Raw genomic sequence first — 26,260 nt, 5'->3', positions numbered from 1 at the left:
AAACATGATTCACCTGCCACAGAAAAATAGTGATGATGGAACACTTTTTCTCTCATCCAATTTATTTGCTCCGCCAAAAAGCCCATCAAACCCAATGACACCAGTGCTTCTCGTATTCTATCGAATTGTAAATAGTACGCAAAATCACACAGCGAATAAAAAACGAAACATTTTTTCCACGCATCCGATGAAAGCGCAAACAAAACACTACAAATTTGAAATAAAACGTTATATTTTCTTACACGAATTTTCGACAAACTGTATATTTATGATAGAGTTTCAATTATCATAATATTCAGTAATGATTGCATTTTAAAAGGAGGTAACTTATGAACCAGTCTCAATCAGGATTAAAAAAGGAATTAAAGACCCGCCATATGACAATGATTTCGATTGCCGGTGTAATCGGAGCCGGCCTATTTGTAGGCAGCGGTTCAGTGATTCACTCGACCGGTCCGGGTGCCGTTGTTTCTTACGCGTTAGCCGGATTATTGGTGATTTTTATTATGAGAATGCTCGGTGAGATGTCTGCCGTAAACCCGACGAGCGGATCGTTTTCTCAATACGCTCACGACGCCATCGGACCGTGGGCAGGATTTACAATCGGCTGGCTGTACTGGTTTTTCTGGGTGATCGTCATCGCGATCGAAGCCATTGCCGGTGCTGGCATTATTCAATACTGGTTCCATGATATTCCGCTGTGGCTGACAAGTTTGATCTTGACCATTGTGCTCACCCTGACAAACGTCTACTCCGTTAAGTCTTTCGGTGAGTTTGAATATTGGTTCTCCCTCATTAAAGTTGTGACTATCATTGCTTTTCTAATCGTTGGTTTCGCCTTTATTTTTGGCTTTGCACCGGGCAGTGAGCCAGTCGGTTTATCGAATCTTACAGGCAAAGGCGGATTTTTCCCGGAAGGCATCAGCTCCGTATTGCTCGGCATTGTCGTTGTCATCTTCTCTTTTATGGGAACTGAAATCGTTGCCATTGCAGCAGGGGAAACATCGAACCCGATCGAATCTGTGACAAAAGCAACCAGATCCGTTGTATGGCGCATCATCGTCTTTTACGTGGGCTCAATCGCCATTGTCGTGGCGCTTTTGCCATGGAATTCAGCAAATATTTTAGAAAGCCCTTTCGTCGCTGTACTTGAGCATATAGGAGTGCCGGCAGCCGCACAGATTATGAACTTTATCGTCCTCACAGCTGTACTCTCTTGCCTGAATTCAGGTTTGTACACCACATCCAGAATGCTGTATTCTCTTGCAGAAAGAAACGAAGCGCCGCGCCGTTTTATGAAATTGAGCAAAAAAGGCGTTCCCGTACAAGCCATTGTGGCCGGGACATTTTTCTCTTATATCGCGGTCGTAATGAACTATTTTTCACCGGATACCGTCTTTTTATTCTTAGTCAACTCATCAGGCGCAATCGCTTTACTCGTCTATCTTGTCATCGCTGTTTCCCAGCTGAAAATGCGAAAAAAACTCGAAAAAACAAACCCAGAAGCATTGAAGATCAAAATGTGGCTCTTCCCTTTCCTAACCTACTTGACCATCATCGCCATTTGCGGAATTTTAGTGTCCATGGCGTTTATTGATTCCATGAGAGACGAGCTGCTGCTGACAGGCGTCATCACGGGAATCGTTCTGATTTCTTACCTTGTGTTCAGAAAACGCAAGGTGAGCGAGAAAGCGGCTGCCAACCCAGTTACACAGCAGCAGCCCGATATCCTGCCTTAATGCTGATCAAATCCTAAACGGCCTGTCGTTTAGGATTTTGTTATTTTCTTCTTCGGGCGGGCTGCAGCACGAAGATTTTTTGTAACCATCACGTCCTTATTGTCATTAACTATAATACCAATTTGGAAAATTTAGATAAGGACAGATGAAAATGACACTTGAAAAATTTGTGGATGCTCTCCCAATCCCAGATACACTAAAGCCAGTACAGCAATCAAAAGAAAAAACATACTACGAAGTCACCATGGAGGAATGCACTCATCAGCTCCATCGCGATCTCCCTCCAACCCGCCTGTGGGGCTACAACGGCTTATTTCCGGGGCCGACCATTGAGGTTAAAAGAAATGAAAACGTATATGTAAAATGGATGAATAACCTTCCTTCCACGCATTTCCTTCCAATTGATCACACCATTCATCACAGTGACAGCCAGCATGAAGAGCCCGAGGTAAAGACTGTTGTTCATTTACACGGCGGCGTCACGCCAGATGATAGTGACGGGTATCCGGAGGCTTGGTTTTCCAAAGACTTTGAACAAACAGGACCTTATTTCAAAAGAGAGGTTTATCATTATCCCAACCAGCAGCGCGGGGCTATATTGTGGTATCACGATCACGCCATGGCGCTCACCAGGCTAAATGTCTATGCTGGACTTGTCGGTGCTTATATCATTCATGACCCAAAGGAAAAACGCTTAAAACTGCCTTCAGACGAATACGATGTGCCGCTTCTTATCACAGACCGCACGATCAATGAGGATGGTTCTTTGTTTTATCCGAGCGCACCGGAAAACCCTTCTCCGTCACTGCCTAATCCTTCAATCGTTCCGGCTTTTTGCGGAGAAACCATACTCGTCAACGGGAAGGTATGGCCATACTTGGAGGTCGAGCCGAGGAAATACCGATTCCGAGTCATCAACGCCTCCAATACAAGAACCTATAACCTGTCACTCGATAATGGCGGAGAGTTTATTCAGATTGGTTCAGATGGAGGTCTCCTGCCGCGATCTGTTAAACTGAATTCTTTCAGCCTTGCGCCTGCTGAACGTTACGATATCATCATTGACTTCACAGCATATGAAGGAGAATCGATCATTTTGGCAAACAGCGCGGGCTGCGGCGGTGACGTCAATCCTGAAACAGATGCGAATATCATGCAATTCAGAGTCACAAAACCATTGGCACAAAAAGACGAAAGCAGAAAGCCGAAGTACCTCGCCTCATACCCTTCAGTACAGCATGAAAGAATACAAAACATCAGAACGCTAAAACTGGCAGGCACCCAGGACGAATACGGCAGACCCGTCCTTCTGCTTAATAACAAACGCTGGCACGATCCCGTCACAGAAGCACCAAAAGTCGGCACAACTGAAATATGGTCCATTATCAACCCGACACGCGGAACACATCCGATCCACCTGCATCTAGTCTCCTTCCGTGTATTAGACCGGCGGCCGTTTGATATCGCCCGTTATCAAGAGAGCGGGGAATTGTCCTATACCGGTCCGGCTGTCCCGCCGCCGCCAAGTGAAAAGGGCTGGAAAGACACCATTCAAGCGCATGCAGGTGAAGTCCTGAGAATCGCGGCGACATTCGGTCCGTACAGCGGACGATACGTATGGCATTGCCATATTCTAGAGCATGAAGACTATGACATGATGAGACCGATGGATATAACTGATCCCCATAAATAACCCGACAAACTTGCCTCTAGCAGGCAAGTTTTTTCTTTATGAAACCTTTGGCCCTATTTATCGTAATACGTAAAAACAGCAAAAAGGAGCTGCTTTTTATGCTGACACACGACCTACATGAAAAAATAAAGCAATACATTTCCATTTATGCTGAATTAAAATCAAAATTAAAATGGAAAGTTTCACACGATCAGATATTAATGCTCATTTCTTCTGCATATATTGTGAATAAAAGAGAGTTTGATTTTCAGCGCTTTTATGATTTGAGCAGCTATATCAAATCAAACATCGGCAGCTTCTCAACACTCAATTCACACCACCGCTTTACTGTTGCATCTATTCTGGACATTCATTTTCAGCATAAGGCAAAACAAACATTTCATACTTTCATCGATGTATACAATGAAATGGTGAAGCTAGGATATAAGCGGGATATGTTCACATACCTTTCCGCTCTGATCTTGCTCACCGGCAAATCTGAAACGACAAACCAAAAAGAACAGATGAACTTGGGGCTAGCTGTTTATCAGCAGATGAAGAAAAATCATTATTTCCTCACTTCAACTCAGAATGTTCCGCTTGCCATACTGCTTGGAGAAAACGAAAAAGGTTTGCAGGCGCTACAGAAGGCGGAAACATGCTATCAGCTGCTGGCAGCCAACGGCTTTAAAAAAGGACAGTACTTACATCAGGTCAGCCATATTCTGGCCTTGCAAAGTGAAAAAGAGCCCGAAATGCTTGTTTCCGCTTGCAAACAGATATATCAATCGATCACTGAATCTGTCAAAAAACCAAAGGATTATCATTATCCAGACCTTGCTCTCCTCACATTTCTGGAAGAGCCAGATATCAAAACGGTTTTGTGCATCACTGACGAATTAAACCAGGAAAAAGCTTTTAAATGGCAAAAGGAAATGAATTTTAAAATTGCTGTCAGCCTCTATCTCAGTGAGCATATGGAGAAAAATCTGCTGATGGAATCAGGACTATACACCGCTATCGAAACAGTCATTCAAGCGCAGCAGGCAGCCGCGACAGCTGCCATCATCAGCTCAACAGCAGCCAGCCATACTCATGATGGAAACTAAAGGAGGAGAAACATGCCATACATCACATTAGAAGATCAGACACGCCTTTACTATGAAACTCACGGGAGCGGGACGCCGATCCTGTTTATACATGGGGTGCTGATGAGCGGACAATTTTTCCACAAACAATTTTCGGCGCTTTCTGCCAATTATCAATGTATTCGTCTTGATCTTAGAGGACACGGCGAATCTGACAAAGTGCTTCACGGCCACACCATTTCCCAATATGCCCGTGACATAAGGGAATTTCTAAATGCAATGGAGCTTGATCATGTCGTTCTTGCCGGCTGGTCAATGGGTGCTTTTGTCGTATGGGATTATCTCAATCAGTTTGGGAATGATAACATTCAAGCCGCTGTGATCATCGATCAATCCGCTTCGGACTATCAATGGGAGGGCTGGGAACATGGTCCATTTGATTTTGACGGCTTAAAAACAGCGATGCACGCCATTCAAACTGACCCGCTGCCTTTCTACGAAAGCTTCATCCAGAATATGTTCGCAGAACCGCCTGCCGAGACCGAAACAGAATGGATGCTGGCAGAAATCCTCAAACAGCCGGCTGCCATTTCTAGCACGATTTTATTTAACCAAACGGCCGCTGATTACCGGGGCACCCTCCAAAACATCAATGTGCCGACATTGCTGTGCTTCGGGGAAGACAAGAAATTTTTCTCTACAGCAGCTGGGGAACACTTGCGCAGCAATATTCCAAACGCGACACTCGTTACCTTTCCTAAAAGCAGCCATTGCCCGTTTTTAGAAGAGCCAGATGCTTTTAACAGCACACTCCTCTCCTTTTTAGATGGGGTTATTGGAAAGTCATAAAGAAAAAGGAATTAGGAGATTAGGGAAAAGTATGAGACAATAAGAAGTGTGCAGTAAAATACATGAGGGAAGAAGTGACTTTATGTCTTACTATAACAAACGAAATCAAGAACCGCTGCCAAAAGAAGATGTGAGTACTTGGGAATGCACAAAAGAAGACTGTAATGGCTGGACCCGAAAAAACTTCGCCAGCAGTGATACGCCATTGTGCCCTTTATGCGGAAGTAAAATGGTCGACGGCATCCGTTCATTAGTGAATCTCCAAAACAACAGCCAAACGAAAACAAGCTAGTTCTTCCCTATAACAAATGCAGTCTCCTGCAAGCAAACAAACCCCGAACGGAGACAAAATTCTATATTTCAGAATAAAAGCCTCTCATTGCAAGAGGCCAAATACGAAGAAAGAAGCCCAAAACTGTAAACGTTTAGGGCTTTTTTGTCTGTTTCAATGGTATAATATGGATATAAGAGGAGTGATAACGTGATCTCAAACCAGCAGCAAAAAGACTTGAAAAAAAGAGCTGCGTTCAAAAAGCTGAATGTTGCAATGAACTCATATGTTGAACTTCTGTTTTTGTCGGCACCTCTGATTCATATCTTTAAATGGCTCGGATCATTAGCTCTGCACCTCATCCATTAAAAAAGCCACTCAGCTCATGCCGAGTGGTTTTTATTAGTTAATCACAGAAAAGCTGTTGATGATGCCGTTTGGATTTTCCCATACTTTTTTGAAGGTCTTATTTTCAAGGCTATAGGAATAAATCGTCCGCACCTTAGCTTCACGCCCTGTTTCATCCTTCAGTTTTTTAGCCCCCTTGGCTTCGGCAAGAAAATAAATGTTCTTTCCATCCTTAGAGAACTGAGGCTGTGCGTCAATTAACAGCTTAAATGATTTTTGATTTGAGATGATGCTTTCATACTTTTTCGTATCCGCATTGAGCATCTGAATAGAAGCGGTTTGCTCCGTTCCTTTTTGCGTATATGATGTGAATAAAATACGTTTATCATCATCAGAAACAGCAATATCGCTGATAAATTGGTTCAGGCTTTTCAGCTCATTAAATTTATGTTGACGGCCTTCCGCAAAATGAATCGTTGTCGGTTCAGGGTCGATACCCTTTTCGTTTGCTTCATCTGTTTTCTTGTAGTCTTCTTCTACAGAATAATGAAGCAATGCAAATGAATCGTTTTTTTGGTTATAAAAGAAGCTGCTGACGGTGTCATCCTGATCATTAGCGGCTGGATAAAGATTTTTATACTTTTTCGTCTTCAGATCAAAAGCGGCGATCCGAAAATTGCTTTCGTCCGCTTTTCCTAAGCGGAAATAGATGGTTGAACGGTCCTTTGATAAAAATAAACTGTCCGCACTCTCCGCGCCTTTATAAAGCATCGTTTTTTTATGAGACTTCAGATCCAATTTAAAAAGCCTCATTTCATTCTGTTCATTATTGCCCGTATAATAGAGCACCTGCTGTTTTTGATCCAAGGCAAATGCCGGATAGCTGGTCAGCTTCTCCTCATGGATCACCTTGTCATTTTCATAATACTTTGTCAGCAGATCCGTATCTGTAATTGAAACCAGCAGCTCATCACCGCTTTCGGTATTGACTGAAACATCAGCAGCCTTCTCATGGCCTTTATCCTTTGTAAAATAAAACGCAACCCCCGCGGCAGCTGCCGCTATTATCACTGCTAACAATAATATGATTCTTTTTTTCATCTTTTATCTCCACCAATAGAAAAAGCAAGAATGTGACTTCTTGCTTTCCAGATTATATATGTACACTAATAGCTGTAATGCCCCGCTACTTTACCTTTGCTTAATGGATATCCAAGCGCTTTAAACGCTTTAGGGCTAACATCCAGCACTGCATTAGGCATTCTGCCAACATCATTTTTATAAACCGTAATCACCTTTTTAGGCTTCGCTTTTGCATAAGCTCTGATTTTTGTCCCGTTTCTAGGAACATCAAATCCGATTTTGGTCGCACAATCCCAATGTCCAAGTTTCTTACCTGAAGAGCCTTTTTTCCCGACTCCATTATACCAAGTAATATTTCCGTTCACATGTTTCGCACTGGCATCTGATGAAAAACTAAAAGCTCCCAAAGTACTTCCTACTAAGATAAAAGCGGCTAAAATGACTTTCTTCAACATTTCGTCCCCCTGTTTGTTAACATCTAGGAAGATTATACACGATCAACCAGCTATTTTTTATTTCAATATCCTTACAGTAATGTTACAAAGTCAAAAAAGTTACCTCTGCTAAAATAAACCATGGAAGATTATCCTATTATAATAGCAGTATTAGCGTTATAATTATTGATAGAGTAGTTGTCGCATTCAATATGAACGAACCATTACCGTATTGTTCAAACCAAATTCATAGCTATGTAAACGATTGATACTCTCATATAAAGAAAAAAGAGTGTGCGAGACCCTTTTTTCTTCAAAGTTTCTTTTTTCAAAAAAACGTAGATTATATTATATAAAAATTTCATTTCTTTTTTGGTTTTAAAAATGGCGATTTTGTGAACAGTTCATATTGACCGGTGCGGAATTACTCACATCAAAAGTTATAGGAGTGGTAATCCATGAAGGCAGCAAGATGGCATAACCAAAAGGATATCCGTATTGAACATATCGAAGAGCCAAAAACGGAGCCGGGAAAAGTAAAGATCAAAGTCAAATGGTGCGGCATCTGCGGAAGTGATTTACACGAATATCTGGGCGGCCCGATCTTTATTCCGGTTGACAAACCGCACCCATTAACAAATGAAACGGCACCTGTCACAATGGGGCATGAATTCTCCGGTGAAGTTGTCGAAGTCGGAGAAGGCGTTGAAAATTATAAAGTTGGAGACCGCGTCGTAGTCGAGCCGATTTTTGCTACACACGGCCACCAAGGCGCCTACAACCTTGATGAACAAATGGGATTCCTCGGCTTAGCCGGCGGAGGCGGCGGTTTCTCTGAATACGTCTCTGTAGATGAAGAGCTTTTGTTCAAACTTCCTGATGAATTATCATATGAACAAGGCGCGCTCGTTGAACCTTCTGCAGTTGCTCTATACGCTGTCCGCTCAAGCAAACTCAAAGCAGGCGACAAAGCGGCTGTATTCGGCTGCGGCCCGATCGGACTTCTTGTCATTGAAGCGCTGAAGGCTGCCGGTGCAACTGATATTTACGCTGTTGAGCTTTCTCCTGAACGCCAGCAAAAAGCTGAGGAGCTTGGCGCGATCATCGTTGATCCGTCTAAAACAGACGATGTAGTCGCTGAGATTGCAGAACGTACAGGAGGCGGTGTTGACGTAGCATTTGAAGTCACTGGTGTCCCAGTGGTGTTACGACAAGCCATCCAGTCCACTACAATTGCCGGTGAAACCGTCATCGTCAGTATTTGGGAAAAAGGTGCTGAAATCCATCCGAACGATATCGTGATCAAAGAACGTTCAGTAAAAGGAATTATCGGATACCGCGACATCTTCCCGGCTGTACTGTCATTAATGAAAGAAGGCTATTTCTCAGCTGACAAACTCGTAACGAAAAAAATCGTACTAGATGATTTGATCGAGGAAGGCTTCGGGGCTCTTATAAAAGAGAAAAACCAAGTTAAAATCCTTGTCAGACCTAACTAATTTGAAACCAAAAAGAATCCGCACTCGGGTGCGGATTCTTTTTTTAATTATCCAATCACTTCAGCCCCAGAATCCTTCTTCGCCCCGCCGTGATCATAAGCGCGGAAGTTTTCCTCCAGCTGCTCAAGCGAAAGTCCTTTCGTTTCCGGTAAAAACTTCTTCACAAATAGAACAGAGCAAATTCCTAATCCAACGAAGATAAAGAACGTTGTGGACAGCCCGATGGCTGCCAGCAATATCGGAAACGTGAAACTGACTGCAAAATTCACCATCCACAGACAGAATACCGTAACACCCATTCCCAGTCCGCGAAGGCGAAGCGGGAAAATTTCAGATAACATCAGCCAAGTCACTGGTGAAATGGCCCCCTGCTGAAAAGCAAGGAATGTGACCGTTAATGACAGGACTACATATGGAAGTGCCGGAGATCCTTCAAGTACAAGTGAGAATATCCCGATTAGCAATAACGCTGTTGTCGTACCGATCAAGCCTGTCATCAGCATCGGCCGGCGCCCCACTCTTCCCAGCAGCCAGATTCCGACGAATGTTGCCAATACCGAAATCACGCCATTCGCAATATTTCCGATTAAAGCGGCTTCCGTTTGGAAACCGGAATTTCTTAGAATTTCAGTCCCATAATACATAATCGAATTCACACCTGTAATTTGCTGTACAATCGCAAGCCCTAATCCAATAAACACAATACGACGCACCCATGGGACTGAAAGATCTTTAAACGTCACTTTTTCAAGCTGATCTTCTTTTTTGAAAGCGAATTCGATTTCTTGCAGCTCAGCTGCTGCCCGCTTTTCGTCTCTGATTTTTTTCAATACACGCAAAGCATCTTCTTTTCTTCCTTTAGAAACAAGCCAGCGGGGACTCTCGGGCATTCTGATCATGCCGAAAAACAGGAACAAGGCTGGAAGTGACGCAATGACCAGCATAAACCTCCACACATGGGAGTTGTCTCCCATTGTTGTGCCAAGGATCGCATTAAAAACAAAGGCCAAAAGCTGTCCTGATACAATCATCAATTCGTTCTGCGTCACCATCCGTCCCCTGCTTTCCACAGGAGACATCTCTGCTAAATAGGCAGGCACCGTTACGGATGCACCCCCGACCGCAATACCAAGCACAAAACGGGAAATAATCATGACCGTAACATTTGGAGCAAACGTACACCCGATCGTTGAAATAAAAAATATAACAGCGAGGAACAAAATATTTTTGCGGCGGCCGTTAAAATCAGACATCCTGCCGCCAAACACAGCACCCAGTGCCGCTCCAAAAAGAAGTGAACTGGTGACAAGACCCTCTGTGAAGGCATTGAGATTAAGCTGATCCGGCTCTCCCATATACGGCAAAGCTCCATTGAGCACACCGGTATCATAGCCAAAAAGAAGCCCGCCGAAAGTGGAGACTAAAATAATTGTACGTAAAAATGACATTTGATTGCCTTGTTTATTCATACTGTTTCCCCCAGTCTTTTTCAAAATGCGTATGTCAAAAACTTATTCCAGGGCTGCTGCCTTCCTCACATTTCGTAAGCAGGCTTCAGAAAATAGTTGTTCATGTTTTTATCCAATAACCTCATAACCTTCCCTTCTTCTTAGCATGTCAATCCCGATGGAAGCGATTTCATTTCTCATTAAAAGAACAATGGTCATTTCTTTGTGCATAACCTCGTTCATTTGGTATTTATTAGTCACTTAATAGTTCAATTGTAGTGATGTTATAGTGATATTTTTGTTATATCTGATATTATCATAATTATAAAAACGCTTTCAGTCAATATAAATTTCTGAAAATTTTTTACTCTATAAAAGGAAAATCACCAATTCAAGGGGAAAATGAACGTTTTTCTTCATGAAAATGTGTGAATCAAGTCAAAAATCCTGTGATTTTCTGTTCATATCGAAAAATGAGTAAGTGTTGGGTAACTCCCACCTATTTTTCTCTGTAAAATCAAACATTCGTTCAATTGTTTCAGACTCAGGATAAAAGGAAATAGAGAAGAAAATAAAAGAAGGCTGACTTAAGGGAGGCAACCAAAATGAATGAGGGTTATATCATTGCAGGCCTTTTATTATTGACAGCGGGGATGATTGATTTTTTATGGACCACGTTATGGTTAGAGAGCGGTGCCGGCCCGATCACAAGATGCCTGTCTGCCTGGCTGTGGAAGGGCTGCCGCAAAATCAGCGGTGACCACGCAAAGGTTCTAAGTATGGCTGGTCCTCTGCTGTTATGCCTGACGTTAGTGATATGGATCAGTCTATTTTGGAGCGGGTGGGTTTTGATTTACTCGAGTGACCCTCACTCACTTATGGAAACTCAATCAAAAGAACCGGCTTCCTGGTCAGACCGAATTTATTTTTCCGGCTATGTCATGTTTACATTAGGAAATGGCGACCTCGCTCCGAACGGAGGCCTATGGAAGCTTGTCACGATTATTGAAACAGCTCAAGGACTGCTTACCATCACGTTTTCTGTCACGTATTTGATTTCCGTCTTGAGTGCGGTTAATCAAAAACGCTCCTTTGCCCAAAGTGTATTAAGTCTAGGGCATGACGGAACAGAAATCGTCCATAATGCATGGAATGGCAAAGATTTTCACGACATTGATTTTCTTCTTGTCGCTGCCTCATCAGAACTGGGAAAGCTGACCGCTCAGCATAACGCCTTCCCCATCCTTCATTTTTACCACAGCACGCAGCATCAGGAATCATCCATTATAGCTGTTGCTGTATTGGATGAGGCCCTAACCATTTTCAAATACGGAATTCCTGAACAATATCAGCCGAATCAGCTTCATATCAAAGAAGCGCGCTCAAGTATCAAAAACTATCTGGATACCGTTCATACTGCCTATATCCATCCTGCAGAACAAGCGCCGCCGGAACCAGACATCTCAAAGCTTCAACAATCAGGCATACCGGCTTTATCAAAGCAAACATTTCAAATTGCCGTCAATTCAATAAAGGAACGTCGTCAATTGCTGCTGGGAATTATCCAAGCGGGGGCTCGAAAATGGCCTGTTCAGGAGCAAGCAATAGGTAACGCTTATTCTCCTAAATAAAAAAGTCCCGAGTGCTGATCACTCCGGACTTTTCACTGTATAAGTCTTACACAAGCTTCTGTCCGCAATTCGGACAAAAATTGGCTTCGCCCGTTTTTGTTCCGCAGTTTGGACAGAAATTCGGTTTGCTTCCGCTGCCAGTTGACTGTGGGCCTGATGACTGTGCCTGCTGATTTTGATTCATTTGGTTCATCATCTGATTGGCCATATTCATTCCCATCATCATTCCAGCCATATCCGAAGCCGCTCCGCCTCCGCTCATCTTTCCGGATGCCATTCCATCCGTCATTGATATTTGCTGGTATCTGTTCACATCCCCAACCATACCGTAGGAAGCGTTCTTTGTAATCATATCTTGAACCTCTTGAGGGTAATTAAAGCTCATGATTTGAAAACCAGTGACCGTCATCCCGTCGCTTATTAATTGCATATCTAAGTCCTCTTGAATTCCCTTGGCAATATCAAAAGCGTTTGCTTGAAGATTAAACATATCTTTCCCTTCTCTTGTGATCCACTTCATGAGAAGCTGATCCAGAATAGAAATGATACGGGTTTTAATATCCTCTACAAAATATTGATCTTTCACGCCAGCGATTTTATCAATCAGGCTGATATAGTCCTGCACCTTGAAATTAAATGTGCCGTTTGCGCGAATGGGTACCCCGCCTGGCATTCCCGCTGCCGGAATATTTATCGCCTGTTTTGTTCCCCATCTTACGGTAAATTCCTTCGTATTGACAAACAGCACCTCAGCTCGCATGCCGCTGTTAAAGCCAAACTTAAAGCCCTTTAACGTTGAAAGGAATGGAATAATTTCTGATTCAATATCATAATCGCCATCATCTTGAAAGACTCCTTCAACCCGCCCATTGTTCAAAAAGACAGCATCCTGTCCGGGACGAATGATTAAACGGCTCCCTTTTTTGATTTCACGATTGTTCCATTTATAAAAAATCATATCATCTCTAAATTCTTCCCACTCTACTACATTCGCTAATTGATTTCTGAAAAACGACATTACGCCTCTCCCTTTCTCTATTTCTTACATTTAAAAACTGCCCCGGCTCCCACTGTATGACGTACCGCCTTTCGTAACACCGCCATCGCTGCCGCTGTCTTTATCTGATGGTTTTCTTTCTCTTGTTACAGTCGTTCTAATATAAGTGTCGTATTGATCAATCACATCAGACGTACGCTGATCCATATATGTATTTCCATTAACCGTTACTTTGCCGCCTGCATGATAAAGCATGATTGAAACCGCAATTCCCCCGACTGCGATGGCAGCAATCAGCTGAAACCACCATGTAAAGAATATGTTGTCGGGGTTTACTCCCGGTTTTATGCCCATATCTTTATAGGAAAGCTGAATATATGTCTCAAAAGCTTTAAAATAATTTTCATTGGATAAATCAGATGAAATCGTATTTCTGATGCTATTGAGCCTGCTGTTGTCCAAATACTGTTCGGCTTTTTTGAAGCCTGCGATAAACACTTCTCTGTTTGTCATATCAATGGTCAAAATGGCTGTACTGCCTTTTCCGTAACGATCATAAAAATCGCCGGCATAATCGGCAATATCTTCACCATTTGTGCTTTTAGTCGTAATAATGATGAAATCAGTGTCTCTCTTTGCACCCAGCTCTGCCGAGAGAGATTCAAGTTTTCCGATCTCCGCTTTTGACAATAGATGAGCGCGATCGTACACATGCTGCTGCGATTCAGAGGCTCTTGCCGCTTCGATACCCAGTAAAGGCATCATGATGAAGACAGCCAGCACACCAAAGATCGCTTTCCCTAAAAATCCCCGCATCAAAATCCGCCTCCCATCATCAATGAGACGAGCTTCAACGCAAGAAATGTCCCGCCTGCTATTCCGCTAAACCATGCTGCCACTTTTCCTCGACTGATCGGCGGCTTTCCAACAACCTTTCCTGTTTGCCCGTTCATCGCAAAGATATGCTCCGCTCTTTCATAATCGTAACTGACCATCCAAACGGGAAGCAAAACGTAAAAGCTGTTCACGTTTTTCGTGTGAATATGTTTGTCCCTCACATTGACTGACGTATATCCGGAAAAAGTAGAATGGATGTATGAATCTATATAACTGCTGATTTTCTCTTTTGCCCTCGGAAAAAGCTCCTCATCGGTATAATTGTACTTTTCCGCAATATAACCGGCCAAATATGCCGTTTGAAAGTCCTTCAGCTCTTCGTATGAATAAGGCTCCAATTTGTCCATTAATTCGTCTTTCATTTTTTCAGAGGCATCGACAGGGATTTTCAAATAATCGAGATTGATATCACGAAACGCTTCAAAGTGCTCTGTTTCCGTGCAAATATAATCTCCTTCTTCATATTGATGGACTCTGGTACAGTTTGCTCTCACCTGTACTTCACTATTTAAATCAAACATCCAAAACGGAATATACATGCCGGTGATGCTTTTAATGCGATCGGCAGACATGAAACCTCTTGGTGTCAGAAGGCCTTTTTTGCACCACTTTCGAAATGCCTGCTCCGCTTCTTGCTTGCTGATTGTAAATGGAATGACCTTCGCCGGCGCCAAATGTCCTGATAAACGATCGGCAAGTATTGCAGCACCTCCGCAGAAGCTGCACGTCGTTGCTGTCGTTTCAGCTTCCGTGATCAAAACGGCACCGCAGTTTTCACATTGATATTCTTTTGCTTCATCATCAGAAAACCGTGCCGCAATGTTTTCTTTCGGAAGGCTTTCAATATTGTCCTGTCTTCCGCAGCTGCCGCAGGATAACGAGCCGGTTTCACTGTCAAATGCCATATCACTGCCGCAGTTCGGACACTTATAAGATATTATCATTACCGTTCCCTCTCACATCTTATGATAAAATGACGCCGCAGCCGAAAGCTGCGGCCTCCTATGTATTACTTATCGAGCATCATTTTCGCTTTTAACGCCGCAAGTCATCATCAACCTGGCTTGAACCGCCAGTGTCATACTTTGCAGTCAGATCAGCCATATCATCCTGCGGAGCGCTGTTCAGTTCAGCCATTGCATTGGCCTGATCAAGTGCCTTATTTACTTTGTCCTCCATTCGGCCGAATGCAGACATTGATTGGCTTGTACTTGAAACAGAAGCGCCCAGTTTGTTCATTCTTTCTTGCGTTTTCGCTACTGCCCACTTCGCCTTGATCATATTTTTACGTGCTTCCAGCTCTCCAATGTCAGATACCAATTTGTCATGCATCTTTCTCATCTGTGCGGCATTGGTTGCAGCAATTTGATTCGCCGCCTGCAGCTCAGAAAGCTTTGACTCCAAAGATGTTTTTCTTTCAAGAAATTTTCTCGCATCGCTCTCATTCCCAGCTTGCAGCGCCTTCATTGCATAGCTTTCCATCTTTTCCATATCCGCCTGGCATTCGTGATATTCTCTTTTTGCTCTCTGCTCCTCAGCCATAACAGCTGCTGTTTCTGCCTTAACCTTAGCCAAATCGCTATTCATATTTCTTAAATATTGATCTACCATTTTCTCCGGATTTTCAGCCTTGTCCAATAAAGCATTGATATTCGCAGACATAATATCTTTAAATCTTCCAATTATACTCATTATAACGTTCCTCCTAAAGCTAATTCGGTAACCCTTGTTACATATACTATTTATTATCGTTAAAAGTTTCACTTTTTTAATAAAAAATGACATTTCAAACAAAAAATATACAACTTTTTACCTGAACAAAAATGTAAGCAATAAAAAAAGATGCCCCCAAAAGTCCAAAGACTTTCAAGAAACATCTTCAATGATTTACAAAGAAACTTCGATCTCATCCAAGCTCGGCAGTGCATCAATCGCTCCAATTTTAGTGCACACAAGAGCTCCGACCTTATTGGCAAACGCCACAATCTCACGCAGTTTCACAAAATCAGCATCTACAGATTGAATCTGATCCGTGTTTGCCAATTGATATAAAGCCGCACCGACAAAAGCATCTCCCGCCCCTGTTGAGTCAATTGATGTCACCGGAATGCTTGGAATGATTTCACGGTCTTTTCCATTGGAAAGAAGCGTTCCGCTTTTCCCAAGTGTCACAGCGACAATGTTGGCTCCGATCTCATGAAGGATCGCGACTCCCTTTTCATGATCCTTCACACCGCTGATAATCTCAAGTTCCTCGTCACTGACTTTCACAAAATCACTTACAGCGATCGCTTTTTTCGCAACACTTACAAACTCTGAGACTCTTCCCCTCCATAAATCTTCACGGTAGTTAGGGTCAAACGAAATAAACTGTCCATTGTCTTTCGCAATCGACATCAGCCGTAAATAGGCTGAGCAAAATGGATCTGATAACAGTGCCGTCGCAGAGCCGAAATGAAGGATTTTCGCTCCGTTTAGTTTTTCCTGGTCAATATCCTCCAGCGTAAACAAAGCGTCCGCACCTCTATTAAAAACAAAGTCACGCTCTCCATTTTGTTTTAATGAAACAAAAGCAAGCGTTGTAGGCGCTTTCTCATCCATCACCAGCATAGAGGTATCGACGTGTACAGCGTCCAATGTTTGCTTCAGAAAATACCCAAACGGATCCTTTCCTACTTTTCCGCTGAAAGCGGCGTCTCCGCCCAGCTTGGCAATCGCTGCTGACACATTCGCCGGTGCCCCGCCGGCACTTTTCAGGAAATGGCGCCCTTCCATTAAATCAACGTCAACATCGGTACAAAAGAAATCAATCAACAATTCCCCAATACAAACTACAGAATGACTACGCATATTATCACACTCATTTATAAAGTCTAGATTACAGTCTCAGTATATTACATTTTGCCATAAATACAACATTGAATATTAAAAATTTTACATATATTTATCTCGCAGACCTTTGCTCCAGCTCAGAGATGATGTGTTTATATCTTTTTTCCGTTAAAGGATAGAAGGCGATAAGAATAATAGAAAGCAAAATGAAAAATCCCGGAATCAAAGCATTCATATTTTTGATCGCATTCAACGACGCAACTGTCTGGTCTGTATTCGCCACATACCCGGCGATTCCTAAATAAATGGCCGAAAATGACCCGGCTAACGCAACACCCAGCTTATTAATAAAGCTCATGCTCGAAATCACCACACCATCCGCGCGAATTCCGGTTTTCCATTCCGCATAATCGACACAATCCGCAACCATTCCCCAAGCAAGCGTATTTAAAGGCGTTGTGAAAAATCCCGAAGCGAAAAGCCAAATGAAAATGAGTGGAATTGAAGAATACGGCGTAAAATGCAGGCCGGCATAAGAAATAAGCGATAGAGCTGCCGTGATGATCATGACTTGTTTTCTGCCCCACTTCTCAGAAAAGAAAGGAATAAACAAATTGCTGATCAGCGCTGCCCCGAAAAATAAAACGGTGCCCATAAACACGAACTCTTTATGGTTTACGTTATACGTAAAATAATACACCATCGTGCTGAGCTTAATATTAAACCCGATCGCAAAAGCCAAAAATGATGAAATTAACATGAGCAAGGGTTTGTTTTGGAATAAAACGGATAACGTCTTTTGGATCCCTTGTTTTTTTCTCTTTTTAGGCTGAATCCGCTCCCGGACAGTAAAGAAACTGAATAGATTCAAAACAATGCTGACCGCCGCGTAGATGAGCGCCGTCATCTGAAATCCAAACGCCTGATCCTCTCCTCCGATAGCAGTTGCAAGCGGTGTCGCACAGGAAATGGATAAAAGAATGCCGATATACACCAAAATCATCCGGGTTGTGGTCAGAACCGTTCGCTCCTCCACAGAATTCGTCATCCGCCCCGTTAAGCTGTTCACCGGGATCGTTTGCATACTAAAGGACATCCCAAGCAGAATATAGGTGACATACGCATATACCATATTTCCGGTCTCACCGAAATGAGGCGTCGTGAAACATAAGAATGTGAATAGCGCAAAAGGAAATGCCACCCACAGCAAATATGGCCTTGCTTTTCCCCACCTTGTATTCGTTTTATCTAAAATCAATCCCATGATCGGGTCAAAAATAGCATCCAGCACACGCACAACAAGAAACAAAGTTGCGATCACCGCAGGCTGAATGCCGCCGACGTCTGTATAATAAAATAATAAGTATGCGTTTACAAACTGAAAGATAATATTATAAGACATATCGCCGAATCCATAACCGATTCGTTCAAACCAGGACAGTCCGGTACTGGATTTTGACTGACGCTTCGCATTCATTGCCGTTACTTTTTCTGTTTCAATCATATTTCCCACCCCAAGAATCCGTTTTCATTACCAGTAAACAAGAGGGAGAATACGAAGATCCTCCCTGTTCACTCAGCGATTTGGATACACCATCACTTTTAAACATTCATTCTTAAATTGAAGCGCCCGTTCCATCGCATCTTGCGTCTGCTCCAGCGAATATTGGTCCGTTACTAGATGCTTCGTGTCCACAATGCCGGAAGCGAGAAATTCGATTCCCTTCGGATACGTATTGGCATAACGGAAGATCCCGTAAATATCAATCTCGTTATCCGCAATAAACGGCACATTGAGCGGAATCTCGTTCTGTGAAGGCAAACCGACAATCGCCAATTTTCCGCCCCGGCGCACAGAAGCCAGTGCGGATTGCAATGCCGCTGGATTCCCTGCTGTTTCCCAAGCAACATCAACGCCTCTATCATTCGTGATCGTTTTAATCTCTTCAAGTGCATCCTGTTCACGTATATTAATAATATGAGTCGCTCCCATTTTTTTCGCAGCTTCTAACCGCAGCGGCTCTAAGTCGGTGACAATGATTGTGCCTGCCCCAAATGCTTTAGCTGCGGCAACAGCCATTAACCCAACAGGGCCCATCCCCATAATCGCAATCGTTGATCCGGGCTGTAGCTTCGTTCTGGCCGCCGCATGGATGCCGACAGAAAACGGCTCGATCAAAGCAGCATCTTCATAAGAAAGTGAATCTGGGATTAAAAAAACAAAGTCCTGACGCATTTTAATATATTGGACAAACGCACCGTCTACCGGCGGTGTAGCCAAAAACTGTACATCCGGGCAAAGATTATAGCGTCCTTCTTTGCACGCTTCACATCGTCCGCACGTAACACCCGGCTCTACAGCGACGCGGTCTCCCACCTTGAATTGATCGACAGATGATCCGACAGCGGCGATTTTACCCGCGCATTCATGGCCAAGGATAAATGGTTTTTCCACTACATAGTTGCCGATTCGTCCATTTGTATAGTAATGCAGATCTGATCCGCAAATTCCGACAGCCTTCACCTTAATCAACACTTCATCATGATTGATGTCAGGCACAGGCAATGTTTCGATTTTGATTTCTCTTGTATTGTGCATAACAGCCGCTTTCATGTTCTGAGGTACTGTGTGAGTCATTTGGCAAATTCCTTTCTTTAGAAAATAAAATGTAAGTGCATACATTTTTGTTTTCTCTGTTACTGCCCCCATTTTATCTGCTTTTCAATACGTTCAACAGCCTTTCCTGCTGTATAAAAGGACAGCGGCACTGTACTTTTATTTTTTCATATACAAAAAACGCTGGATTGATAAAATAGTACTAATAGGAGGTGCAGGCTTATGGCTGAACTTGAAAACCGAAAACAATTTGCACAACTGCTGGCACCTGGCGTCAAAACGCTAAAACTTCATCCTGATTATAAAGTCAGAAGGAAAAAGAACGAAAAAACAGGGCAGTCTTACATAGATAAAATCGCGCTCCAGCTGGGGGTTTCCCCAAACACGATCAAAAGCTGGATCGGACAGATGGGGGCAAACTACATTCCCGGAAGAATTGACGACGGAAAACTGTTCGGGATGATCTGGATCATTCTCGAAAAGACCGACTTGGATATCGAGTGGTTGACCGACCTGCTGGAAGCCACCACTATCCCAGTCATCAAACCCGCATTGCCTGTATGGGCAGCATCTTGTTTGAAAAAAGCGAAAATACTGCGAAAAGACGGATTATTCGGGGCTCCGAGTGAAGACGAAATTGAAAATGTAGTAAAACGGCTGTTTCATGACAGACCCGGCCATGAAGAGAATGCGCTTACAGAACAGCCTATCACGCATAATTTACCCTCACGCTGGTCCGGACGCTTTATCGGACGCAGCTTTGATATGGAAGCGATACGGCAATGGATGCTTTCTCCATCACCAGTCTGTTTAATCACCGGCTGGGCCGGCATGGGAAAAACCACAATCGCTCTTGAAGCCGCCTATTCCTGTGTCGACGATACTTCAGTTTGGCCGGCGTTCAACAGTATCATTTGGGTTAGCGCTGATTGGAAAGGATTGAGCTTTAGCGATTTTTTAAATACGATCGCCTATCAGCTCGGACGCACAGAACAAATCGATAAATCAATCAATGAAAAACGGTTTGTCGTCCGCAATGCGTTAGCCAATTACACTAGAGAAAAACCGATCCTGCTGATCGTTGACAGCATCGATACCGCAGAACGTGACATTCATGAATTTATCACCAGCCTTCCGCAAGGAGTGAAAGTCCTCCTCACAGCGCGGGAAAACGTAAAGCAGACCTATCTGGAAAGCTTCGGAGAAATGGTGGCCATCCAGCTAAGCTGTCTTGACCAAACAGATGCCTTGGATTTTTTTCAACAAGAAGTGCATCACTGCTTACAAACATGCAACCTCCCACGTAAACGGGAAAAGCTAGAGCAGCTGTTACAACTATCGACTGACCTGAAAAACGAATTCATTTCAGCGACTGCCGGAAACCCGAAAGCCATGGCACTCAGCATCGCCTATATGTCAGACGATGACATCCCCGCTCAGCAGTTGATTCATGAGCTTGGAAAAGCAGGCTACTCACTGCTGGAATTGTTTGAATTCCTCTTTGGCCGCACCTGGGATAGATGCAATGAAGATACGCGAAAGCTATGGCAGACGCTTTGCTTTTTCAGCAAGCCGCCTGATGAAAAAAGCATGGCGGCAGCAGCCGGATTAGACGCCCGCCGTTTTCATTACGCTATGGAACAAATGCGGTCATATGCGCTGATTCAGCCGGAACGAAGCCAAGGCAGGATACAATACTTAGCGCACCAAACCGTTGTCGCTTACGGAGAACAGCACTTGTCCGAACAGCACGAATATGAAAAAGAAGCCCGCAATCGCTGGGCGCACTATTATGTTGATTATGCCGAAACCCATTTAAAACGGGAACAGCCCAACTCTATCTATTGGAGCTACCTGCTGGGACGGAATTTAGATCAAATGAAACAAGATTGGCCAAACATCTTAAAGGTCATCCAATGGGCAAGCGACACCGATCAAAAAGAAATCCTAATCGAACTCATCACCCGAATTAGCCATTTTCTAAGCAGAATCAACCTGCCCCTGCGAATCGAATACGGACGTAAAGCGGCCGACGCCGCCCATCAATTAGGCCAACACACACGAGAAGCGTTCTTCCGAATCGACACCTCAGGCTGGGCATTGATGGAAGTCAATGATTTAGACGGAGCGCTTCAGCAAATAGAAGCCGGCCTGAAGATTCTGGAACAATCTGACGCTCACGATGCCCATGATCTAAAGGTTTGGGGACACGCACTCAAAGCAAGGCTGTTTTTAAAAGCCGGGCAACAGGAAAAAGCAAAGACCATTTTAAACAAAATCGAAGATCAAGCGATTTCCCCTACGATTCAACATAGGGTTCTGCTTGTTCGCGGTGACTTAAGCTTTGCGAGAGGTCATCATGAAGAAGCCATTCAATTATACGGAGCCGCAAATGAAATCAGCTCCACGTACGGCGGCGAAAAAACGATAGAAGCCTATTTTAATCTGGGTGTCGCTTACGTGAAGTCTGATCAGTTTGAGAAAGCAGAAGAAGCCTTTGAGCAAATGCTCTATGACAAACAAAACGCGAATCAGGTTGAGTTGATCTATTATTTTTACGGGATGGCGCAGCTGTTGAACCGTAAAGGAGAGAAAACGAAAGCGATGGAAGCTAATCAGAAAGCGATTCGTTTGATTGATTCGTGGGAGCCTGCGATTGGGATTCGGGGTGAGGTGGAACAATTTCATAAGGTGATTGTGAGAAATGTCACGATATAAAATTGGACTCAATGCGTTTTCTTTTTCACAAAAAGAGTTTAATAATCTTTTTACTTTCTATATAAAAGAAAGACATGAGAAATCTTTTTTGACAAACTGATTTTTAATACATTTCAGACTACCTCTATTACCTTCAAGTTATAAAAGATGTTAATTACGCATGCAAACTAATCCGGGTTATAAACGCTTTTTCTTTAGATGGGAGATATAAAACTATTTAATAACTTAATGGAGTAACATAAGGTTATATTACCTTTTTGTTACTCCACTTTATCCACAATTCCTTTTTCTTTAATGAAGATTTAACAAATACTCTTCCTATAAAAATTAAGAATTTATTTCATTTTTTATTACATCAAACAATTGATTTGATTGATATTCCTCAATCGTTGAATATTCATAAGGAGTATTTTTTCTTGTCACTATTAAAAATTTCTTCCACAATGAATTCGTGACATTCCAACTAATTTGGGATAGTGCTTCAATATCTTCTTCCCAACTAGTTATCCATTCAATTTTTGTTTCATTTATAATTATTGCATCATTTATATAATATCCAAGAGCATGTTGTGTTGCATAATGCCCAAGTATATTTTCTAAAACGTTTCCTGGATTAGGTGGTAAATTCCTAAAGAGTTCTGTAAACAACTTGTCTAAAAAAACAATTATATCATCATATTGTTGTGTTAAGTTAGCAGTGTCTTTCTGGTTTGGATTCTTTTTCCCAAAAAGTATTATGCTGATTAATTCCTTAAGTCGAGAGCTAGTTGAAAAATAATCATTTCCTGGTCTAGCTAACCTACTTTTATTAAATTCAATTTTAGCAGTTTGAAGTGCATCACAAACCTCATATAGCTCTGTAACTAGTACATTTAAAACATCTCTAGTATCAAATTTAGTTATTAGAGACATTGAAACTTTTTTAACATTAGAATTAATATCAGCAAACAAATTCTTTTCGTCTTCAATTTGTAGTCCAAAGTATATCTGAACTGTAAGAAATGAATTTAATATTTTCTCCCTTCTATTTTTATCATCTGTGTTTTCTAAAAGCCGCTCCATTGCTTTTATACGATGTTGGCCGTCAATTACAATAAGTTTTTTTTCAAGTGGCAATTCTAACTCGAAATCCTTACTATAATAATTAATTGGGTTACCTCTGAACGAAAAAACCATAGCCGGAAAGAAAATACCCATTTCATTATCTTGGTTCTCAAGGTATTTAACAATTTTCGGAATTCTTCCATATGATATATCCCTATTTATATTTTTATCAATTTTATAAAGCTCTAAAATATCTCTTATTTTCATTTGAGATGAGAGCATCCCTTTTTCTTTATTTCCATTTATAATATCTATAGTTCCAAATATAGTAACTGTTGACATATTATTTCCCCCTCGAATTACAGTAAAGGGTTAACAAAAACTTAGACATTTCAACTGTTGATTTCCCTCTTGCACCAAATTTGTATTTTTTTGTTTGGGAATTGTAATTTGTAGCTAACCGATCAAAATCTTTATTTTTGTGTGACCAGTTAATTTTCCCTACAACATTTTCAAACAAATCTTCCATGGTTATATCCGGATATTCCTTAAGTGCTAAATTGACAAACTTAGCAATTCCTAGAATTACATTAGGGTAAAAAATCACATATTTATCCCTATCTAAGGCATCAATTGGGGCATACTTTCTTAGTAGTGTAAGAAATTTTTCTGTTTTGAATTTATATTGTGAAAAATTATTTTCATTTATTGTTTTACGTGAATCTCGACTAAATCCCCCATCATTCAAAGCTATTGCTACTAGGTATAGCGTAGCTGCTGTTAGTAGTTTTGATCGTGTTGCCTTTAATCTAATCTCAAAAAGATCCTCAGGTATAGTTGGATGATTATAGACAATTTCTTTAACTAGCTGTCCATAAAGATCATTTTCTTTATACATAATTAACAGGGTGTTATTTACTGGAGATGATTTTGAGTTTATATCTGTGAATAATTGACGTTCTTTATCGATAGATAAATCAACAAAAACTTGGATAGTTAGAGGAAAATCTTTTACTTTATCCAAGCTAGTCAAATCATTTTGTGATTGAAGCTGTCTTTTCAAAATTTCAAACGCCTTTATACGGTGCTGACCATCTAAAATCACCAATTTTTCGTCAGATTGCAACCTATATTGTAGTTGGTCCTCATCATAAATTCCTTGCCCTCTAGCTGAAAATATAAGAGGGGGAAAATAAATATCATTTCCTTCTAATCCATATTGAATATATTTTTTTATACTTGAAATTTTATTTTCATCTGCTTCTCTTTGAACATCTTGATCTATCTCTAAAAACTTCAAAACCTCATTTACAGTACATTGAATAGATATTACTTGGTGGTTAAATTGTTTTCCTATAACACCTTTTAAAGTTATAAAATTACTACTCCTTCTTGAAATTCCCGTTAAATCCACCCTGAAAATCCCCTTTCTTTCTAGGTTCTGTAATAATTATACACAATGATTGTCCAAAAATGTTTGATTTTACATAAAAAAGTAAACCTTCGCTTTATTTTTTTATTCAAGCTTTTTAATTAATCTTTCTCATAGTTTTGTTTGTATAATTAACATTGTTATAGTTTATATAACTTCTTCTTCAAATGTATTACTATATTTAAAATCCTTGTCTAACAGCTGCTTATGTTCCTTAAATTATAAAATCAAAAAAGAACCTGCTTATTCATTTCCAAAATTCGACCTGGCCAAGTACAAAAAAGTCCCTTCCAACACAATTTTCTTTAATTCGAGTGATTCGATAAACAATCTTTTTTAATATATCTTTCATTTTAACCGTACAATGCGCAACTGCTTCGAATCAATATCCAAATGTTCATTACCGAAAGTTTAAAACGTCCTAAAAACCAAACGCAATAGATTCAAATATATTGAGTTTTAAATCATTAAAAAAGAGAAGTGGTAGAGGTTTCGGGAGAATTGTTACAGTTTTTATGATTCCACTTTTGTAATATGGAAAAATAATATCTTGACTGATGAAGGTTCTTAATGAATTTATTTTATAATATAGAAGGAAATGAACATCATATTGTTTATTTACTTGTAACAAAAGAGAAAAAAAGAGGCTTCCCAAAAGTTCAAAGAACTCATGGAAAACCTCTACCCTTATTCAAGAAAATGTTACCCTTTTGTTACTATTCGGTTATTTTTAGAGTAGATAAGAGTCTAGAAACCCCATTTTTACTGGGTTTTAGGGGCTATGATTACATCATTCCACCCATACCGCCCATGCCGCCCATGTCAGGCATTCCGCCGCCAGCGTTTTCTTCTGGCTTGTCAGCGACAACGGCTTCAGTTGTTAAGAACATTGCAGCTACAGACGCAGCGTTTTGAAGAGCTGAGCGTGTAACTTTCGTTGGGTCAACGATACCTTTTTCGATCATGTTTACCCATTCGCCAGTTGCAGCGTTGAAGCCTACGCCGATTTCTTCGTTTTTGAGGCGTTCAACGATGACAGATCCTTCAAGACCAGCATTGTGTGCGATTTGACGGATTGGCTCTTCAAGCGCGCGAAGCACGATGTTGATACCTGTTTGAGCATCGCCTTCAGCTTCAACTGCAGCGACTTTATTATATACGTTTACAAGCGCTGTACCCCCACCGGATACGATGCCTTCTTCAACAGCTGCGCGAGTTGAGTTCAGGGCGTCTTCGATGCGAAGTTTACGCTCTTTCAGCTCAGTTTCAGTCGCAGCGCCGACTTTGATGACAGCTACGCCGCCAGCAAGTTTAGCAAGACGCTCTTGTAATTTTTCTCTGTCGAATTCAGAAGTTGTTTCTTCCACTTGAGCGCGGATTTGAGTCACGCGGGCAGAAATTTTGTCTGTTTCGCCAGCGCCTTCAACGATTGTTGTGTTTTCTTTAGTAACGACAACTTTAGAAGCGCGTCCCAATTGAGCGATTTGAGTAGATTTCAGGTCAAGGCCAAGATCTTCTGTGATGACTTCTCCGCCAGTAAGGACAGCGATGTCTTCAAGCATTGCTTTACGGCGGTCACCGAAGCCAGGAGCTTTAACAGCCACTGCATTGAATGTGCCGCGAAGTTTGTTCACAACAAGTGTTGCAAGTGCTTCGCCTTC

At 41.9% G+C, this 26,260-nt stretch carries 22 protein-coding genes and 1 pseudogene; 10 read left to right on the top strand and 13 right to left on the bottom strand.

The window, feature by feature from the left end; all coding sequences use genetic code 11:
- Positions 1 to 4: 4 nt before the first annotated feature.
- The 7 genes from ACZ07B_RS19515 to ACZ07B_RS19485 all read left to right on the top strand — a co-directional run bounded on the left by ACZ07B_RS19515 (position 5) and on the right by ACZ07B_RS19485 (position 5,988).
- Positions 5 to 292, top strand: a complete 288-nt coding sequence (locus ACZ07B_RS19515) for a hypothetical protein (protein ID WP_464877568.1) — start codon at positions 5 to 7, stop codon at positions 290 to 292.
- Between the two features lie 37 nt (positions 293 to 329).
- Entirely contained in the window at positions 330 to 1,739 is a 1,410-nt protein-coding gene (gabP, locus tag ACZ07B_RS19510) for a GABA permease (RefSeq protein ID WP_041351472.1), read from the top strand.
- Between the two features lie 151 nt (positions 1,740 to 1,890).
- On the top strand, positions 1,891 to 3,432 hold the full coding sequence (cotA, locus tag ACZ07B_RS19505; RefSeq protein WP_014479048.1) for an outer spore coat copper-dependent laccase CotA: 1,542 nt from the start codon (positions 1,891 to 1,893) through the stop codon (positions 3,430 to 3,432).
- A gap of 98 nt (positions 3,433 to 3,530) precedes the next feature.
- Positions 3,531 to 4,520 (top strand): DUF4003 domain-containing protein, encoded by a 990-nt coding sequence (locus ACZ07B_RS19500; RefSeq protein WP_216996351.1) that lies wholly within the window; start codon positions 3,531 to 3,533, stop codon positions 4,518 to 4,520.
- A 12-nt stretch (positions 4,521 to 4,532) separates the two neighbouring features.
- Positions 4,533 to 5,348 carry an alpha/beta fold hydrolase gene (locus ACZ07B_RS19495; protein WP_029317396.1) on the top strand — a complete coding sequence of 272 codons (816 nt, stop codon included), beginning with the start codon at positions 4,533 to 4,535 and terminating at the stop codon, positions 5,346 to 5,348.
- Between the two features lie 82 nt (positions 5,349 to 5,430).
- Positions 5,431 to 5,640, top strand: a complete 210-nt coding sequence (locus tag ACZ07B_RS19490) for a cold-shock protein (RefSeq protein ID WP_003234008.1) — start codon at positions 5,431 to 5,433, stop codon at positions 5,638 to 5,640.
- Positions 5,641 to 5,829: 189 nt separating this feature from the next.
- Positions 5,830 to 5,988 carry a hypothetical protein gene (locus ACZ07B_RS19485; protein ID WP_134156770.1) on the top strand — a complete coding sequence of 53 codons (159 nt, stop codon included), beginning with the start codon at positions 5,830 to 5,832 and terminating at the stop codon, positions 5,986 to 5,988.
- Positions 5,989 to 6,021: 33 nt separating this feature from the next.
- Here ACZ07B_RS19485 and ACZ07B_RS19480 read toward each other — a convergent pair whose 3' ends face one another.
- Both ACZ07B_RS19480 and walM read right to left on the bottom strand, forming a co-directional pair.
- Positions 6,022 to 7,068 carry a PD40 domain-containing protein gene (locus tag ACZ07B_RS19480; RefSeq protein WP_088325382.1) on the bottom strand — a complete coding sequence of 349 codons (1,047 nt, stop codon included), beginning with the start codon at positions 7,066 to 7,068 and terminating at the stop codon, positions 6,022 to 6,024.
- 65 nt (positions 7,069 to 7,133) lie between these two features.
- Entirely contained in the window at positions 7,134 to 7,505 is a 372-nt protein-coding gene (walM, locus tag ACZ07B_RS19475) for a cell wall metabolism protein WalM (RefSeq protein ID WP_003234013.1), read from the bottom strand.
- 437 nt (positions 7,506 to 7,942) lie between these two features.
- Here walM and bdhA point away from each other — a divergent pair, with 437 nt between their 5' ends.
- A complete protein-coding gene (gene bdhA / locus ACZ07B_RS19470; protein WP_029946299.1) occupies positions 7,943 to 8,983 on the top strand; it encodes a (R,R)-butanediol dehydrogenase in 1,041 nt (346 codons plus the stop codon).
- Positions 8,984 to 9,030: 47 nt separating this feature from the next.
- Here the strand turns inward: bdhA and iolT are convergent, their stop codons facing one another.
- Entirely contained in the window at positions 9,031 to 10,452 is a 1,422-nt protein-coding gene (iolT, locus tag ACZ07B_RS19465) for a myo-inositol transporter IolT (RefSeq protein WP_217018784.1), read from the bottom strand.
- 584 nt (positions 10,453 to 11,036) lie between these two features.
- Here iolT and ACZ07B_RS19460 point away from each other — a divergent pair.
- Positions 11,037 to 12,062: a potassium channel family protein gene (locus tag ACZ07B_RS19460; RefSeq protein ID WP_003242752.1), complete on the top strand. Its 1,026-nt coding sequence runs from the start codon at positions 11,037 to 11,039 to the stop codon at positions 12,060 to 12,062.
- Positions 12,063 to 12,108: 46 nt separating this feature from the next.
- Here ACZ07B_RS19460 and ACZ07B_RS19455 read toward each other — a convergent pair whose 3' ends face one another.
- The 7 genes and pseudogenes from ACZ07B_RS19455 to gutB form a co-directional block, all read right to left on the bottom strand.
- Positions 12,109 to 13,080, bottom strand: a complete 972-nt coding sequence (locus tag ACZ07B_RS19455) for an SPFH domain-containing protein (protein WP_464877567.1) — start codon at positions 13,078 to 13,080, stop codon at positions 12,109 to 12,111.
- Between the two features lie 30 nt (positions 13,081 to 13,110).
- Positions 13,111 to 13,875, bottom strand: coding sequence for a TPM domain-containing protein (locus ACZ07B_RS19450; protein ID WP_123374294.1), 765 nt, complete (start codon positions 13,873 to 13,875; stop codon positions 13,111 to 13,113).
- On the bottom strand, positions 13,875 to 14,900 hold the full coding sequence (locus ACZ07B_RS19445) for a TFIIB-type zinc ribbon-containing protein (protein WP_041336778.1): 1,026 nt from the start codon (positions 14,898 to 14,900) through the stop codon (positions 13,875 to 13,877). The genes ACZ07B_RS19450 and ACZ07B_RS19445 overlap by 1 nt, the downstream gene beginning before the upstream one ends.
- A gap of 65 nt (positions 14,901 to 14,965) precedes the next feature.
- Positions 14,966 to 15,648, bottom strand: a pseudogene (locus ACZ07B_RS19440) (PspA/IM30 family protein).
- 195 nt (positions 15,649 to 15,843) lie between these two features.
- Positions 15,844 to 16,806: a carbohydrate kinase family protein gene (locus ACZ07B_RS19435; RefSeq protein WP_128737608.1), complete on the bottom strand. Its 963-nt coding sequence runs from the start codon at positions 16,804 to 16,806 to the stop codon at positions 15,844 to 15,846.
- A gap of 94 nt (positions 16,807 to 16,900) precedes the next feature.
- Positions 16,901 to 18,292, bottom strand: coding sequence for an MFS transporter (locus ACZ07B_RS19430; RefSeq protein WP_350416411.1), 1,392 nt, complete (start codon positions 18,290 to 18,292; stop codon positions 16,901 to 16,903).
- Between the two features lie 72 nt (positions 18,293 to 18,364).
- A complete protein-coding gene (gutB, locus tag ACZ07B_RS19425) occupies positions 18,365 to 19,426 on the bottom strand; it encodes a sorbitol dehydrogenase (protein ID WP_350416410.1) in 1,062 nt (353 codons plus the stop codon).
- A 201-nt stretch (positions 19,427 to 19,627) separates the two neighbouring features.
- Here gutB and gutR point away from each other — a divergent pair, with 201 nt between their 5' ends.
- Positions 19,628 to 22,123, top strand: a complete 2,496-nt coding sequence (gene gutR, locus ACZ07B_RS19420; RefSeq protein ID WP_464877566.1) for a glucitol operon transcriptional regulator GutR — start codon at positions 19,628 to 19,630, stop codon at positions 22,121 to 22,123.
- A 327-nt stretch (positions 22,124 to 22,450) separates the two neighbouring features.
- Here gutR and ACZ07B_RS19415 read toward each other — a convergent pair whose 3' ends face one another.
- The 3 genes from ACZ07B_RS19415 to groEL form a co-directional block, all read right to left on the bottom strand.
- Positions 22,451 to 23,509, bottom strand: coding sequence for a DNA sulfur modification protein DndB (locus ACZ07B_RS19415; RefSeq protein ID WP_144483648.1), 1,059 nt, complete (start codon positions 23,507 to 23,509; stop codon positions 22,451 to 22,453).
- Between the two features lies 1 nt (position 23,510).
- Positions 23,511 to 24,581 carry a DNA sulfur modification protein DndB gene (locus tag ACZ07B_RS19410; RefSeq protein ID WP_157796815.1) on the bottom strand — a complete coding sequence of 357 codons (1,071 nt, stop codon included), beginning with the start codon at positions 24,579 to 24,581 and terminating at the stop codon, positions 23,511 to 23,513.
- Between the two features lie 803 nt (positions 24,582 to 25,384).
- Positions 25,385 to 26,260: chaperonin GroEL (gene groEL, locus ACZ07B_RS19405; protein WP_464877565.1), on the bottom strand; the 876-nt coding region annotated here is incomplete at its 5' end.

The sequence above is a fragment of the Bacillus sp. 9.4 genome (assembly GCF_055486415.1).
This window is presented reverse-complemented; position numbering and strand designations above follow the sequence as displayed.